We start from the raw sequence: 16,309 nt of genomic DNA, 5'->3' as shown, positions 1-16,309 counted from the left end.
CCAGCCAACTTTCATAGGCTTCTTTATATGCACCGGCCAACGAGTTGTCAGGTTCAAGAGAAGCCAACTTTTCAAGACCTTCAAAAGCTTCCTTGGGAGAGGAATAAATCCCTGCACCTATTCCCGCACCTCGGGCTGCCCCTTGGGAACCGTCGGTGTCATAAAGTTCCAAAGTGACTCCGTTCATATTGACAAATGCCTCTCTGAACAATGGACTGAGAAACATATTTGCCCTTCCTGCTTTGACTGTATTAAGGTTCAGCCCCATGTCTTTCATGATATTGAAACCATAAGTCAAAGAAGCCACTATTCCTTCCTGACCTGCCCTAAGCACATGTCTTCTGTCATGCTTGAGCAGGTTGATTCCCGAAAGATGTGCATCCACGGATTTGTTTTCCATGATTCTTTCCACACCGTTACCAAAAGGAATAAACTTCAAACCTTCAGAACCTATCGGAACCTGCGCTGCCAAATCGTTCATTTCAGGATAGGAAATGCTTTCACCTCCCAGAAGTTTTTTGAGCCAGGAATTCAAAATCCCTGTACCATTGACACAAAGCAAGACTCCATATTTTGGGTTGTCTTTCTTGTGGTTGACATGCACAAAGGTATTTACTCTGGATTTTGGGTCATATACCGCTTGTGTACTTACACCATAAACAGTGCCGCTGGTTCCCGCAGTAGTTGCCAATTCCCCTTCCTCCAACACATTGAGAGAAAAAGCATTGTTGGGTTGGTCGCCTGCCCGATAAGTAATCGGAACACCGGCTTCAATTCCCAAAATTCCTGCTGCTTTTGCATTGACTTTACCCTGAACGGAAAAAGAAGGTACTACATCCGCAATCAGGGACTCATCTATCCCGTAGTAATCCAATAGCTTTTTGGACAAACCATTGGATTGAAAATCCCAGAAAATCCCTTCGGACAAACCTGTCTCCGAAGTTTTTATTTCCCCGCTTAGTTTCATGGCGATATAATCACCCGGAAGCATGATTTTATGGATTTGGGCAAATAGCTCAGGCTCATTTTCCTTTACCCATTTGAGTTTGGAAGCTGTGAAGTTTCCCGGGGAATTCAACAAATGGGGAAGGCAATAATCTTCTCCCAATTCCTCAAAGGCTTTGTTCCCGATCCCAACAGCCCTGCTGTCACACCAAATAATAGATGGGCGGATTACTTTTCCATTTTTATCTACACAAACCAAGCCATGCATCTGATAGGAAATTCCGATTGCTTTCAGTTCTCCCTTTTGGATATTTCCTCCCTTGACGATGGCATGAGTTGTATCAATAATATACTTCCACCACATGTCCGGATCCTGTTCGGCCCAATCCTTTTGTGGTGCGGAGATAGTCATTTCAACTTTAGGCAGGCCTTCGCTTGCTACGACTTTACCGGTATCTGCATCCAAAAGAGTGGCTTTGACCGAAGAACTCCCGATATCGTATCCAATCAATAATCTTCTCATACTTGCTAAATTCTACCAGAATATGATGTAAAGTGCTGCGGTAATGCCTGAAATAAGGATAGCTCCGATTTTGAAAGTAGTACTTGTCCTGAAAAGCTCCTTGTTGATATCAATGCCGTTTGGATGGTCTTTCCCTTTGCCTTCATACAAACTGATCGCAATAATCAAAGCTGAAATTACAAGGAATACGACACCCATCCTATCAAGGAATGGCAGGTTGGGCATGCCAAACTTCAAAGCAGTAGACAAAGGAATGGTCAAAATCGCTGCTGTCAGTGCGGCATTTGATGTGGTTTTTTTCCAGAAAACCCCAAAAAAGAATATGGCAAACACGCCGGGAGAAACGAACCCTGTATACTCCTGAATAAACTGAAATGCCTGATCCAAAGAGCCCAAAGCAGGCGCTACAATAGCAGCAACCACAAAAGCAATCAAAGCTGCCATTCTACCCACTCTCACCTGCTTGGTTTCGGAGGCATCTTTGTCAATATATTGCCTGTAGATATCCATCGTAAAGATCGTGGATGTACTATTTGCCATCGAAGCCAAAGATGAAACAATCGCTGCTGTCAAAGCTGCAAAGGCAAGCCCCTTTAAACCAACCGGTAAAATTTGTAGAAGCGTTGGATATGCCCTATCGGATTTGATCAATCCTGTAACAGGGTCATTCATGGAAGCAATGAAATCTACGTCAATTCCATTTTTTACAATCACCCAAGCGGCAATTCCAGGAATAACAACAATCAAAGGCATCAACAATTTCAAGAATCCTGCGAAAATCATTCCTTTTTGGGCTTCATCAAGATTCTTAGCAGCCAAGGCTCTTTGGGTGATGTATTGGTTGAATCCCCAATAACTCAGGTTAGTAATCCACATACCTCCTACCAAAACACTGATGCCAGGCAAATCCAAATATGCATCTCTCATCCCGCCTTTTCCATCAGAAATCATCATTTCACCTTTGGATAAAATCATAGAAAAATGTCCAGGCACTTCTTTTCTCAACAAACTCAAACCATCCCAAGCATCTCCGCCTCCCACAATCTGAAGGGCGATGTAAGTCGTAGCCAAACCTCCTGCAATCAAAAAGACCACCTGAACCACATCAGTCCAAGCCACAGCTTTCAATCCCCCATATATGGAATAAATCATTGCAAAAAGCGCCAAACCTATAATCCCATAAGTCATGGGAACATTCAATATGGTATTCAAACTCAAAGCACCTAGATAAAGCACTGATGTCAGGTTGACAAATACATACAATAGCAACCAGAAAATCGCCATTGTGGTCCTTACTCTAGTATCATACCTGTCAAGCAAAAATCCCGGCATGGTATAAATGCCTTTTTTGATATAGACCGGCAGGAAAAATATCGCGACTACCAAAAGCGTAGCCGCAGCCATCCATTCGTAAGTGGATATAGCCAATCCCAATGCAAATCCAGATCCTGACATCCCGATAAATTGCTCTGCTGAAATATTGGATGCGATTAGCGAGGCACCGACAGCCCACCAAGGTAAAGCCTTGGAAGCCAAAAAGTAGTCTTTTGAGTCTTTTATATGGCCTTTCTTTTCTCTCGAAACGAAAAGGCCCATACCAACAATCAGTAAACAGTATCCGATGAATACGGCGAGGTCTAAGGGTTCTAATAACATAGGTTATGGTTTATTGTAATTGATTTTGTTTCGTTATCGATTGCGAAAGATAATTTCATTTTTCAACCGAATTATTTTCAAATATAATGTTTTCAAGTAATCTGACTACTGTTTTTATATTTAAATCAAATGTGTTCTAAAGGTGTAAAACATAACGCCTTCAATAATTTTTCCATTTTAAAAAATCCCATTAAACGCTAAGATAATTTGGAAAGGCTCCTGCGCTTTGAAAATTAATCTACTTCAGCTCGCAACAAAAAGCAACATTGAGATCCAGTTTTGAGATTTGCGAAACTCATTTTTTGATTTCAAGGACAACGCCTTCATTCATCTTTGATGTTTTTCAAAAAGAATATGTAATCACAGCACAATTCCGGTTGGATTTTCAAATCTTCCTGAAATTAAAAAAATAAAAGACATAGGTTTAATACCCATCCCTTCCAAATGGTTTTAATCTATACAAAATTTGTAATTTCTTCTCATCCACAATAAATATAACCTGGTTAATCAGGATATTTTGTCGCATATAATTTTTACTAAGATTAATTCCCTTTAACTTTAAGAAAAGCTCCCCCACCACAACTTTTTATCCTTTTTACCTAAATCAAAATACCATGAAAGATTCAAAAAAAATCAGCATTATTGGTGGCGGAGTCGCTGGCCTCGCTGCCGGAATTTATGGGAGAATAAACGGTTTTGAGGTTACCATTTTTGAAATGGGAAAAAAAACCGGAGGAGTTTGCACTTCTTGGGAAAAAGCCGGATACCAAGTGAATGGCTCGATACATTGGCTGGTGGGTTCAGCACCGGGAATTGATTTCTACGAGATGTGGAAGGAATTGGGAATCTTGGAAAACCTTGATTTCCATTATCACAACAGCTTTATTGAGTTTAAAAACATTGAGGGGGTTGATGTTCATTTTTACACTGACCCCAATAAACTGCAACAACAATTACTATCTATTTCTCCTGCTGATGCAAGGTTGATTGAAGATTTGATCCACAATATAAAGTTTCTTTCTGATGCCAATTTTACAATGGACAGGGCTTTTGGCTTGCTACATGCATGGGATTGGAGCAAGGTCTTCATGGACAATATGCCGGCTGTGACTGCCTTGGGAAAATATAACAGCATGTCTGTCAGGGATTTTTCCAAAAAATTCAAATCCAAAATCATTCAAAAAGCTTTTGAAAACTTATGGTCTCCTGACATGTCTATGAGCTTTATGCTTTTGCAGATGAGTTATGCTGCAAACAGAATAGCGGGTTATCCTATCGGGGGTTCAGGAAAATTTATAGAGAAGCTGACCAAAAAGTTTATTGACCTTGGGGGAAAATTGGAGTTGGGACAAAAAGTCAAAAAGATTATCATTGAGAAAAACAGGGCCGTTGGAATCCAAACTGAAGATTCCATTTCCCATCTTTCTGATTTTGTCATTTCTGCCTGCGACGGACACACTGTTTTGTTCAAATTACTTGGGCCGGGCCACTTTGATGAAGCAACTTTGGATGCATACAGGACTTTAGAAACGTTTCCCTCTCTTGTATATTTTTCAGCAGGATTCAATTGGACTTTTGAAGAAGTAGAGCCTTCCATCATTGGATTCAATATCAAATTGGACAAAAATCTTCAAGTAGGAAATCATGTACATGAAAGGGTAACCTTTCAGATTTACAATTTTGATCCTAGCATTGCAGCAAAAGGCAAAACCTTGGTCACTGCCATTATTGACACTGATTTTGAGTTTTGGAAAAAACTCAGTCAAAAAGGAGAAAAACCTTATCGGGAGGAAAAGTCCCGTATAGAAAAGGAATTGCTCAAAAATCTGGAGCGTGAATTTCCCGGAATTTCAGAATATGTCGATTTCTTGGATATCAGCACTCCGATCACATTTGAGACCTGGACAGGAAACCACAATGGAAGTTACAAAGGTTGGCTACCGACACCAAATTCCACCAAAACCAAAATCTCAAACCATTTTGACAACCTTAAGGGATTTTATATGGCAGGTCACTGGGTAGCCACTGGGGGTGGTTTGCCACCTGCCGCCTATTCAGGCCGGGATGCCATCCTGCAAATTTGCAAAGCAGAAGAAAAAATATTTGAGACAGAATAAATAGTCAATTAGGTCCAATTTTGTTCAAAATAAGCGAAAATGAATTCCGCTTATCAAGATTGCAATACTCTTTTATTGGAATTTATTTAGCTTACATTTTGAACTTTCCATCGAACCTATTTAGCTATAATGAAAACCAAAAAAGCAGCAGCCTCACTCCTTTTTTTCCTATGGGTAAGTGTTTCACTTGCAAACGACGGATACAAACTCTGGCTTCAATATATTCCATTTGAAAATAAATCCGTCAGCGATTATTACAGAGATTACCTGGAACACATCACTATACCAGGTTCTTCCCCTACCCTTGCTGTCATACAAAAAGAATTGGAAATCGCATCAGAAGGATTTTTTGCGAATCAGATACAGCCGGGTTTTTCAAAAACAACAGGTTCAAACCTCACTTGGATTATCAAATCAGAGGATTTGTCTGAGGAAATGAAAAGCAATCTTGGTCCCAAACTCGCCGAAATCAAAGAAGAAGGCTATTGGCTCAAATCCCATCAGGGAAAAGTCATCATCACAGCCAAATCAGATATAGGTTTATTGTATGGCACTTTTGCTTTTTTGAAAGCCATACAGACAAGGGAAAAACTGGAAAACCTTGACCGCTTAGAAAATCCAAAAATCCAGAAAAGGCTTCTCAACCATTGGGATAACCTTAACAGGACGGTAGAAAGAGGATATGCCGGCTTCAGCATCTGGAACTGGCACCGGCTTCCCATGCATATCGACCAACAATACATAGACTATGCCCGGGCAAACGCCTCTATCGGCATCAACGGCACTTCGATCACCAATGTGAATGCCAATGCCTTGGTACTGACTCCTGAATATTTGGAGAAATCCGCAGCCATAGCTGATGCTTTTAGGCCTTATGGTATCAAAATCTACCTCACGGCAAGGTTTAACGCCCCGATGATATTGGATAGTCTGCCTACGGCCGATCCTTTGGATCCTGAAGTGCAGGCCTGGTGGAAAAAGAAAACAGAAGAAATATATACCTACATCCCTGATTTTGGTGGATTTTTGGTCAAAGCCGATTCTGAAGGACAGCCCGGACCACACAATTATGGACGTACCCAAGCCGATGGCGCCAATATGCTCGCGGATGCTGTCAAGCCATTTGGCGGAATAGTCATGTGGCGGGCATTTGTGTATAATGAAAAGACCCCTACAGACAGAATCAAGCAGGCTTATGATGAATTCAAGCCTTTGGATGGGAAATTCAGGGACAATGTCATTGTGCAAGTCAAAAACGGTCCTCTCGATTTTCAGCCAAGAGAACCTTTTCATCCCTTATTTGGCGCCATGCCTGAAACTCCCTTGATGATGGAATTTCAGATTACCAAGGAATATTTAGGGCAGGAAACCCATTGGGTAAATCTAGCAAACATGTGGGAGGAAGTTCTCCAATCTGATACCTATGCAAAAGGAAAAGGAAGCACTGTCAGCAAAGTCATCGATGGAAGCCTTCATGGGTATCAGCTTACGGGGATTGCCGGTGTAGCCAATATTGGGACGGACCGGAACTGGACAGGGCATCAGACTGCACAGGCAGATTGGTACGCCTTTGGGAAACTCGCCTGGAATCCTGATAGCAACATCGAAGAAATAGCTGAGGATTGGTTAGAGATGACATTTACCAATGATAAAGATTTTGTAGAAACCTCAAAAGAGATCATGCTAAAATCCCATAAAATCCTTGTCAATTATATGACGCCTTTGGGACTGCACCATATCATGGCGAGAAGTCATCATTGGGGACCCGGACCTTGGGTGACAGGCGGCGGCCGCGAAGATTGGACTGCTACTTATTACCACAAAGCCTCAGAGGAAGGGATAGGATTTGATAGAACGGAAAAAGGCAGCAATGCTTTGGCACAATATGCCTCGGAATGGAAAACGGCTTGGGGTGATGCTGATTCTATTTCTTTGGATTATTTGCTATGGTTTCATAGAGTTTCTTGGGACAAAAAACTGAAGACAGGCAATACTTTGTGGAATGAAATGGCCCTGCGGTATCAAAAAGGCGTAGAAGGAGCCAGATGGATGCAAAATCAATGGGCTGGTCTGGAAGGGAAAATTGACGAGCAAAGATTCGAGCATATCAGTTCATTTTTTAGGATTCAGGTCTCTGAGGCAGTATGGTGGAGAGATTCCTGTCTGCTTTATTTTCAGCAATTTTCTAAAATGCCCCTTCCTACAGGAGTGGAGAAACCAAAGCATGACCTTGACTACTACCTGAATTTTAAAAGAAATTTTGTACCCGGCATTTAATCAATATTTCCATGAAACAAATCCTCCCAATTTCGATCTTCCTGATTTTTATTCAGTTTTCTTCTTTTGCGCAAAACGGAATGAAGGAGGTCTTCAAGGAATCCTTCAATATCGGGGCAGCACTTAATTACAGACAAGTCAACGGTCAGGAGACGAAAGCAATGATTGTTTTGGAAAAGCATTTTAACAGCATCACAGGAGAGAATCTGATGAAATGGGGTCCTATTCACCCCGAACCTGATAAATACAATTTTGACCCTGCGGATAAGTTTGTGGCCTTGGGAGAGAAATTAGAAGCTTTCATTGTAGGACATACTTTGGTGTGGCACAATCAAACCCCGGATTGGGTTTTTGAAGATGCAGATAAAAATCTCTTGGAAAAAGATGCCCTTATCAAGAGAATGGAGGACCATATTGAAGCAGTAGTCGGCAGGTACAAAGGTAAAGTCAATGGTTGGGATGTAGTCAATGAAGCCATTTTTGATGATGGCAAAATGAGAACTTCCAAATGGTACAATGCGGCAGGAAAAGACTTTATCAAAAGGGCTTTTGTTAAAGCCAACCAAATGGATCCTGAAGCAGAATTGTATTACAATGACTACAACATGTGGAAACCTGAAAAAAGGAACACAGCCATTGCATTGGCAAAGGAACTCCGCGCTGAAGGAATCCGGATTGATGGCATTGGCATGCAGGGACACTATGGGCTTGAATCCCCCAGTATTGAGCAGATTGAGGCTTCCATTATCGCGATTTCTGAGGCCGGCTTTAAAGTGATGTTTACAGAATTGGACATAGATGTCCTACCCAATCCCGCCAACAGGTCCGGTGCTGACATAGACGCAACTTTTTCTTCAGATGACAAATACAATCCATATAAGGATGGTCTACCACAGGAAATTCAAGAAAAGCTCGCCAAACGTTATGGGGAATTATTCGCCCTTTTTCACAAGCACAGAGATAAAATCACCAGGATAACCTTCTGGGGAATCCATGATGGCGGCAGTTGGCTAAATAATTGGCCGATGAGAGGAAGAACCGCATACCCTTTGCTTTTTGACAGAAACTATGATGAAAAATCAGATGTATTGGAAGAAATATCAAAGTCAGTATCTCCAGAAAAAAACAAGTAAGGATTATCAAATAATTTTAATTGAGGTTATGGCATGATTTTCAGAGTAATTTCTTGTCGGCCACTTATCAATTCAGCATCAAAATATAAACCTTCTACGATAAAACATTGTATTTCTTTTTTCTAATGTTAGGAAAAATCAAATTTTATTCTGATTTTTTGGATATACAAGTATCGTTAATTATAACGATTGATTTTATCCAAGAGTAGTTTAGCCAACTATTAAGACCAATTATATTACAAGTAATAAATTGATTCTCCCTCCATTCCGAAAAAATGGAAACTGCGGGTGCAAGCCTTGATTTTAAATTCAGCTCTTTTTTTACTTTCCCATTTTATTGAAAATATTCATGAAAGAAAATGACTCAAAAGTAGGTTCGATAATCGAAACCATCCAGTCAGGAACCCAACTTGTCACGGGAGGAGATAGCGGAGAACCAAAGAAAATGACCGGTATGAATGCTTTTTCGGCAATATTTAACGGGCTCGGTATTGGTCTTTTATTGGGGATTTTATTATCCACCACCTTGTCTCCCGTCGTCAGCGGGGTAATCGCCACAGTTTCTTCTTTATTAGCCGTACTGATAGGCTTGAATGAGAAATACTTGGATCCTGTCAAAAGCCTTAGGATTGGTTCATTTGGACTTTTTACCGTAGTGGGGATCATTTTCGGTCTTTACCTCAGGGCAAACAATCCTTTTGCTCCTACCCTCAAAGACAAAATGGAGGAATATAAATCCATTGGGTTTTCGGAAGAAGAAGCCAGAAACCTGATCATGGGATTTATAAATTCCGATACTTCCAAAGCACAGAGAGAGGCAAGCTTATTGTATTCCACAATTGTCAATTCATCGGACTGTGATGTCTTGTATTACATGACGGCTGAAACCCCGGTATCTGAAATGGTCAATACCTTCAGGACTACAGAAGGAATCTGGAGAAAGTTTGCAGATACTTTTCAAAGTGAACTCTCAGAGGAACTCACCGGAAAATCATTGTTGATGGTCCGTGACAGTTTCTGCAATTCTGCTTCTTCCGAAGCTTATCAGATATCAAATACAGAAAAAATCAAAGCCATCAATCCAAACAGTTCACTTGAAGAAATGGAAAATCAGATTTCAGCTTCCGGTGAAAACTGGAAGAACCTCGTTTCGAATGCTCAGAGTCAGTTTTCAGAAGACGAAAGACTGCAAATATATAAAGCCATACTTAAAGTTTTTGAGTAATGAAAAAAGCTGCAATTTTTCTCCTTTTATATATGTCCATTTCTTTGATTTCAAATGGACAGGAGTTTGATCCCGAACAAATCAAAAACTCACTTGTGCGGGTAGTAGTAACAGTCAGTGACAAGGAATCCAAAGTTTTGACCGGTTTTGTTTGGAAGAATCCAAACCAGGTCGTGACTTCACTCCATGGAATGAGTAAGACCGGAAGTATTAAGGTCCTTTACATGAATGAGGCATGGCGGAAAGTCAAAATCAAAAAAGTTTTTCAAAAGGCAGACTTGGTTTTACTTGAGGTGTTACCCGGTGAACCTGCTGTTCCAATCGGAGTGGCCCCAATCAATAATTTCCATGTTGGTCCCATTAAATGGAGGTCGGAGGTTTTTGCATTTGGTTATAATAGTGGCGCAAAGGGAGCTTCTTCTAGAATTTTAAAAAAAGGAAGTATCAGTCCTGAAACATTGGACTATCTGATTCCAAACAAGGACCGGGCTGCGTTGGCGAAAATTGGATTTCCGGCTTTGGATCTCAATATTCTTTACCTAGAAGGAAGTCTCTTACCCGGATTTTCCGGTGCCCCGGTTTTTGATGCCCAAGGAAGGTTGATCGGAGTCGGAGATGGAGGGTTGGAAAAAGGAGCAAGCAATGTCAGTTGGATCATTCCGGCCAAATACATAACCGAACTTGAAAATTCAACTGTTGCTACTCTCCCTGCAAATTTCGAAACATTGACCCAATTATTTTCAGCCGATGTGAGAATAGAAACTGCTTCAGAAAATGTTGAAATAGTAGAAGAGAAATTACTAAAGACTACTTCTGCGGAAGTCATTGAGGCAGATGATTTTGAATTTTATCCCACCAAAAACAGGTCGCTGATAGAAATGGTAGAAACTTCTGATGACCCTGAAAACCTCATGAAATTTGCAGACGAATTGGAAGGGGATATAAAAATTACATTGAATTATGAAGCCATGCGATTTAATATATTCGAAGATATCAATAATGGTGTGATTTTAGCCATTCCTGAAGAAGAGTACCTTATATACAACAATGAAGAAGAGGCATTTGAAGTAACGTCAGGAATTGAAGACGGGATGAATATTTACCATTACGGATTAAAGGATGATTTTTCAACTACAGATTTTGGAGAATTACTTACTGCTGTAGGTGATATTATCAATTCAAACTTTGCAGAAAGATTTGGCCTAAGTGGATTTGAGATAGATGAAGAATATTCCTACTCGCTTGATTTTGGACCTGATCGCAAAATCGCTTGGGTTCTTTCCACTGCTAATGAGGGAATCAAAGGGCAGGATGGCCTAACATATGTCGTTTATGTATATATGACCGTTTTGATGTCAAGCGAAAAGACATTTTTTTCTATAGCCACCATCCCTATTCCTGCTGAGTTTATTGTACTTGTTCAAGAAATGGACGGACTTGATTGTAACAATCCCGGAATATATGGAGCACATTGTGAATATATGGCCAAAGTATTCAAGACATTCTCAGCGACTCACTTGACGACATTTTCCTATTGATCTTTGAATTCAAACAAGACTCATTTAGCCTGAAAAAGACTAAACTCTGGCATATTCAAGTTACTTGAGATCAATTGTAAGAAATCGCAACCATTTCTTTTTGTCCGTTTCTTGTGACATGGATTAAAAAACTTTTTCTGACGTCATAGATGACTTTTGTGCTTGGAGAATTTTCGAATTCATGGGTTAAAATCGCTTCAAGTGCCCTTTGCAGGTAGTTTTCAGGATAATACTCTTCCAATTCCCCATTTGAATTCATGAGGACATATCTCATATAATAGGGAATTTCGGCTATATCACCATTTGGATATGCGGCACTGATAGTATTTATCTTTTTCCTTGAGGTGATAAACTTATCTTGGAAATGATCGTGGGTAGTGAGGGTCAGTCTAAATTTTTCAGGTTTAAGAAATTTCTTTTTCTCAACTCCCCTCACCTCAAACAAAGCAAAATCCTCCGGTGAGTAATTTAGAAGTATGGAAGCGTCTTCTTCTTTTTCATCTAGAATAACTTCTAAGTTTTTAGACTTTAACCAATTGTCCCATACCTCTTCGGATATGCTCATTTTTTCAGGAGGGCTTGAAAAATTTATCCTGACTTTAATGCTGTCTTTTGCTTTTTGAAGTTTCAATAGTTCTGACAAAGCCTCATCTTCCAAAATTGGGAACTCCGTATATCTTGATTTTTCTTCCTCAGTCAACATCAAATACACTGCCTTTGCTCCTAGAATGTCTAATTTTTCCAGCTCCAATACAAAATCTGATTTCTCACTTAATGCCTCACTGATGTAGGTTTCAAAATCCTTCACAAAGAAATGGGTAAGTGAAAAAGTCTTCTCTTGATTTGCAGCGGATTGGCTGAATGCACCTAACAAAAGCGTAAGTACCGGTATCAAGCCAACTTTGAGGAATAAGGATTTTCGTTTTGATGTGTGTTTTCTCATCATGATCAGCCTGTTTTTTGTCACCGAATAATTGATCGGACTGCTTAGGTTATACACAAACTCCTCTCCGAGAACCTTGGAGATCAATAGTTTTTGGTACTGAAAAACCTCCAAGGAACCGGCAATAACTGCTCTATCAGCCAAAAACTCATGATTAAGCTGGATTGCTTTTTTGTATAAAAGAAAAAGCGGATTAAACCAGAAAATGATTTTTAAAACCTCCACAAAAAGAATATCTAGGCTATGCTTTTCCCTGATATGGGTCAATTCATGCTTAAGAATCGCGGGCTCTATCCCTGATCTCAAATAGGTTATTTCATTTACAAAAAGGTAATTGAGAAAAGTAAACGGCAGAGTTTCTTGGCTAACCTGAACCAATTTATACTTCTCTTTGTCGACGACTGACCCATTTCTGATCAATTTGGCTAAGCCCATGATTTGAAATATAAACCGCATCAAAAAAAACAAAACCCCAAGCATGTAAACCAATCCCAAAATCCAATACCAATCCACAGAGCTCGATTTTTCCATAGGTTTGACAACTTTTGGATCCAAAACCCTGGATTCTTCATTAGGATACTGAATGTCATTCTCTAAAAATACCTTCTGAAATTCTACCAACACCTTTTGTCCTGATCCATCGATAGAAGGAAAAAATGAAGGAAAAGTTAGAACAGGCACCAAGAGAGAAAAAACCATACTGCCCAAAAGGAAATACCTGTTGAAGGAAAACATATTCTCCTTCCTCAGTACCAAATGGTAAAACAGCAACAAGGCTGCAAGGCAAATACCTGATTTGATGAGAAATAAAATCATACTATTTTATTTTTTATTTGATCCTCAATGATTTTTTTCAAAGACTCCAATTCCTTTTGGGACATGTCAGTTTCTTGCGTGAAAAATGAAGCAAACTGAGAAGGGGAATCATTGAAGAAGTTTTTTACCAACTCATTAACTTTGGTCGAAAAATAGGCCTTCTTCTGAATGAGCGGGTAATATTCTCTCGAATTACCATATACCGTGTATCCTATTGCCCCTTTGTCAGACAGTCTTTTGAGAAGGGTAGCAACAGTAGTAGCAGCAGGTTTTGGCTCAGGGAAGGATTCCAAAAGATCCTTCATGAATGCTTTTCCTTTTAGCCAGATTAAATTCATCAATTGTTCTTCACCGTTGGACAGGTTCATGTTCTATATTTCTAGAGGTTATTCTACAAATATAGAATAAAAAAGAAAAGTTTATAATCTACCAAAAAAAATTGCTAAAATTATCCACCAACCTGCCAAAAGTCACTTTCAGGTTAGCAGAAAATACCTATTTTTAGACCAACCCAAAAAAAATAACCATGCACTTATCCGACCTGGAAATTGCGCACGCATCCAAAATGCGTCCAATCTCCCAAATTGCCGCCAAGCTTGAAATCCAAGAAGACGATCTTCGCCCCTATGGAAAATATGTAGCCAAACTACCTCTCAAGCTAATAGAAGAATCCAAAATAAAAGGTAAAAAACTGATTTTGGTAACAGCCATCACTCCTACTTTAGCTGGAGAAGGCAAAACTACCGCTAGTATTGGATTGGCAGAAGGTCTCAACAAAATCGGAGTAAAAACGGCAGTCGTACTCCGTGAACCATCTTTAGGGCCTGTCTTTGGAATGAAAGGTGGTGCAGCAGGTGGTGGCTATGCACAAGTATTGCCGATGGAATCCATCAACCTCCACTTTACTGGTGATTTTGCTGCTGTCGAAAAAGCACACAATCTTTTGTCAGCTCTAGTGGACAACCATATTCACAATCAAAAAAACTCCCTAAACATTGATCCTAGGAAGATAATCTGGAAAAGGGTCATGGACATGAATGAGCGTGCCTTAAGAGATATTGTGATCGGGCTCGGAGGTTCCGCACAGGGGGTACCGAGAGAGTCCGGGTTTGACATTACAGCAGCCTCGGAAGTCATGGCAGCTTTATGCCTTTCCAATGACCTGATGGACCTGAAATCAAAGCTTGGGAATATTATCATTGGATACACTTTTGATGATGAACCTGTCAGGGCGCATCAGCTCAAAGCCCAAGGCGCTATGACAGCACTTTTGAAGCATGCCATCATGCCAAATCTTGTCCAGACCATAGAAGGTAATCCTGCCATCATCCATGGAGGACCTTTTGCAAACATCGCCCAAGGATCCAATTCCATCATTGCTACTAAAATGGGGCTTTCATTGGCTGATTATGTAGTGACAGAAGCGGGCTTCGCTTCAGATCTCGGAGGGGAGAAATTCTTGGATTTGAAATGCCAATACGGAAATCTTAAACCTGATGCCGTTGTAATTGTGGCAACGATCAGGGCTTTAAAGAGCCACTCAGGCATACCTTTTCCGGAATTGAAAAACCCAAATGCTGAAGCAGTTGCCTTCGGTCTCCCAAACCTTGAAAAGCATATTGAAAACATGCGGCATTTCATGCTCGTTCCTGTGGTAGCTATCAATAAATTTGCCACGGATTCGGAGGAAGAAATCCAGGTGGTCATAGACCGATGTGAAAAATTGGGAGTAAAAGTCTCACTTTGCGAAGCATGGGAAAAAGGAGGAGAAGGAGCCATCGATCTTGCCAAGGCAGTCAAAGAAGCCGCCGATTCAGGAAAAAGCAATTTCACACCATTGTACCATTTTGAATGGGACATTGAGCAAAAAATAGAAATCATAGCCCGAAAAATCTACGGTGCTGCTGAAGTGGAATATAGTGTCAAAGCCAAACAGCAAATCAAGCTATTCAAAAAAATCGGACTTGATAAATTGCCTGTCTGTATCGCCAAAACTCAATATTCACTTTCCGATGATCCCAAGCTTACGAACAGACCATCCGGTTTCACCATAAAAATTCGTGAATTTGACATTGCCGCAGGTGCCGGTTTCATTATTCCTATAGCAGGAACTATTATGAGAATGCCCGGACTTCCTTCCAAACCAGCAGCAGAAAGTATTGATATTGACGCAGATGGAAACATTACCGGATTGTTTTAAACCTCCCTTTTTTAGAATTTCATTAAAAATCAAAAACCGGAATTATGAAAAATCATTTTGGATTTCTATTTGTGGCACTCGTAATAGCTTTTTCGGTTTCTTGCAGTTCGGACAAAAAACCTGAACAGGCAGAATCATTGGCTTTATCCCCCTCTTCAGTTGCTTTGGGCGACAATAGCCAAAACAGCCTGGATTGGAAAGGAGTATACAAAGGCACCTTGCCCTGTGGAGATTGCGAAGGAATAGAAACCACCATCACATTAAAATCTGAAGGAACCTACACAAGAGTTTTGAAGTATATTGGTAAGGATGATGGGTTTTTCTCTGATGAGGGGACATTTCAGTGGAGTGATAGCGGATCAAAAATCACATTGTCCGGTGAAAATCAACAAAGTCAAATGTACCTAGTTGGAGAAAATGTATTGTTGCACCTAGACAAAGACGGAAATAAGATCACCGGAGAATTGTCAGAAAAATACAGGCTCCCAAAAAATCTAACTGACCCGAGATTGGAAGATAAAAAATGGGTTTTAACAGAACTTCAAGGCAAAACAGTATCAATCAAGGAAAGTATGAAAGTTGCATTTATACAGTTTGAAATGGAAACTTCAACATTTCATGGAAACGGATCCTGCAATAACTTCTTTGGATCTTATGAACTTTTCGAAGGGGGAAATCTATCTTTTGGGAATGCAGCCTCGACCATGATGGCTTGTCCAGATATGGAATTGGAAAAGGCCTTTTTGGAGATTTTAAGTCAGGCAGATAATTATAGTGTAAGCGACAGCACCCTTTCTATCCAAAAAGCAAAAATGGATCCATTGGCAAGGTTTTCAATAGAAAAACCTGAGAAAAGGAACAAAAACACTAAAAATGAATGAGTTGGTAACTTTTTTTTTGTTTATTTAAAAACGTGTTTTTTTTTATTTTTAGAAA

Annotated in this window: 11 protein-coding genes; 7 read left to right on the top strand and 4 right to left on the bottom strand. The window is 40.1% G+C overall.

Features of this window, described 5'->3' with window-relative positions:
• Both ACZFYI_RS05420 and ACZFYI_RS05415 read right to left on the bottom strand, forming a co-directional pair.
• Nucleotides 1–1,468: xylulokinase (locus ACZFYI_RS05420; RefSeq protein ID WP_462523103.1), on the bottom strand; the 1,468-nt coding region annotated here is incomplete at its 3' end.
• 12 nt (nucleotides 1,469–1,480) lie between these two features.
• Nucleotides 1,481–3,124, bottom strand: a complete 1,644-nt coding sequence (locus ACZFYI_RS05415) for a sodium/sugar symporter (RefSeq protein WP_462523102.1) — start codon at nucleotides 3,122–3,124, stop codon at nucleotides 1,481–1,483.
• A gap of 614 nt (nucleotides 3,125–3,738) precedes the next feature.
• Here ACZFYI_RS05415 and ACZFYI_RS05410 point away from each other — a divergent pair.
• From ACZFYI_RS05410 to ACZFYI_RS05390, 5 genes are all read left to right on the top strand, one after another.
• Complete coding sequence (locus tag ACZFYI_RS05410) at nucleotides 3,739–5,241, top strand: phytoene desaturase family protein (protein ID WP_462523101.1); 1,503 nt, start codon at nucleotides 3,739–3,741, stop codon at nucleotides 5,239–5,241.
• Nucleotides 5,242–5,370: 129 nt separating this feature from the next.
• The gene (locus ACZFYI_RS05405) at nucleotides 5,371–7,518 is read left to right on the top strand and encodes an alpha-glucuronidase family glycosyl hydrolase (RefSeq protein ID WP_462523100.1); all 2,148 of its coding nucleotides are present in this window, start codon (nucleotides 5,371–5,373) and stop codon (nucleotides 7,516–7,518) included.
• Between the two features lie 11 nt (nucleotides 7,519–7,529).
• On the top strand, nucleotides 7,530–8,651 hold the full coding sequence (locus ACZFYI_RS05400; protein ID WP_462523099.1) for an endo-1,4-beta-xylanase: 1,122 nt from the start codon (nucleotides 7,530–7,532) through the stop codon (nucleotides 8,649–8,651).
• A gap of 349 nt (nucleotides 8,652–9,000) precedes the next feature.
• Nucleotides 9,001–9,876, top strand: a complete 876-nt coding sequence (locus ACZFYI_RS05395) for a hypothetical protein (RefSeq protein WP_462523098.1) — start codon at nucleotides 9,001–9,003, stop codon at nucleotides 9,874–9,876.
• On the top strand, nucleotides 9,876–11,414 hold the full coding sequence (locus tag ACZFYI_RS05390) for a S1 family peptidase (RefSeq protein WP_462523097.1): 1,539 nt from the start codon (nucleotides 9,876–9,878) through the stop codon (nucleotides 11,412–11,414). Before ACZFYI_RS05395 ends, ACZFYI_RS05390 begins: the two co-directional genes overlap by 1 nt.
• Before the next feature lie 70 nt (nucleotides 11,415–11,484).
• Here the strand turns inward: ACZFYI_RS05390 and ACZFYI_RS05385 are convergent, their stop codons facing one another.
• Both ACZFYI_RS05385 and ACZFYI_RS05380 read right to left on the bottom strand, forming a co-directional pair.
• A complete protein-coding gene (locus tag ACZFYI_RS05385) occupies nucleotides 11,485–13,173 on the bottom strand; it encodes a M56 family metallopeptidase (protein WP_462523096.1) in 1,689 nt (562 codons plus the stop codon).
• Nucleotides 13,170–13,541 (bottom strand): BlaI/MecI/CopY family transcriptional regulator, encoded by a 372-nt coding sequence (locus tag ACZFYI_RS05380; RefSeq protein WP_462523095.1) that lies wholly within the window; start codon nucleotides 13,539–13,541, stop codon nucleotides 13,170–13,172. Before ACZFYI_RS05380 ends, ACZFYI_RS05385 begins: the two co-directional genes overlap by 4 nt.
• Before the next feature lie 158 nt (nucleotides 13,542–13,699).
• Here ACZFYI_RS05380 and ACZFYI_RS05375 point away from each other — a divergent pair, with 158 nt between their 5' ends.
• Together ACZFYI_RS05375 and ACZFYI_RS05370 are read left to right on the top strand one after the other, a co-directional pair.
• On the top strand, nucleotides 13,700–15,373 hold the full coding sequence (locus ACZFYI_RS05375; protein ID WP_462523094.1) for a formate--tetrahydrofolate ligase: 1,674 nt from the start codon (nucleotides 13,700–13,702) through the stop codon (nucleotides 15,371–15,373).
• A gap of 44 nt (nucleotides 15,374–15,417) precedes the next feature.
• A complete protein-coding gene (locus ACZFYI_RS05370) occupies nucleotides 15,418–16,254 on the top strand; it encodes a copper resistance protein NlpE N-terminal domain-containing protein (protein WP_462523093.1) in 837 nt (278 codons plus the stop codon).
• The last annotated feature ends 55 nt before the right edge of the window (nucleotides 16,255–16,309 follow it).

The organism is Aquiflexum sp., assembly GCF_977115555.1.
This window is presented reverse-complemented; position numbering and strand designations above follow the sequence as displayed.

Coding starts and splice junctions, on each gene's coding strand:
- ACZFYI_RS05415 (WP_462523102.1), bottom strand. CDS start 3,124: ATGTTATTAGAACCCTTAGACCTCGCCGTATTCATCGGATACTGTTTA.
- ACZFYI_RS05410 (WP_462523101.1), top strand. CDS start 3,739: ATGAAAGATTCAAAAAAAATCAGCATTATTGGTGGCGGAGTCGCTGGC.
- ACZFYI_RS05405 (WP_462523100.1), top strand. CDS start 5,371: ATGAAAACCAAAAAAGCAGCAGCCTCACTCCTTTTTTTCCTATGGGTA.
- ACZFYI_RS05400 (WP_462523099.1), top strand. CDS start 7,530: ATGAAACAAATCCTCCCAATTTCGATCTTCCTGATTTTTATTCAGTTT.
- ACZFYI_RS05395 (WP_462523098.1), top strand. CDS start 9,001: ATGAAAGAAAATGACTCAAAAGTAGGTTCGATAATCGAAACCATCCAG.
- ACZFYI_RS05390 (WP_462523097.1), top strand. CDS start 9,876: ATGAAAAAAGCTGCAATTTTTCTCCTTTTATATATGTCCATTTCTTTG.
- ACZFYI_RS05385 (WP_462523096.1), bottom strand. CDS start 13,173: ATGATTTTATTTCTCATCAAATCAGGTATTTGCCTTGCAGCCTTGTTG.
- ACZFYI_RS05380 (WP_462523095.1), bottom strand. CDS start 13,541: ATGAACCTGTCCAACGGTGAAGAACAATTGATGAATTTAATCTGGCTA.
- ACZFYI_RS05375 (WP_462523094.1), top strand. CDS start 13,700: ATGCACTTATCCGACCTGGAAATTGCGCACGCATCCAAAATGCGTCCA.
- ACZFYI_RS05370 (WP_462523093.1), top strand. CDS start 15,418: ATGAAAAATCATTTTGGATTTCTATTTGTGGCACTCGTAATAGCTTTT.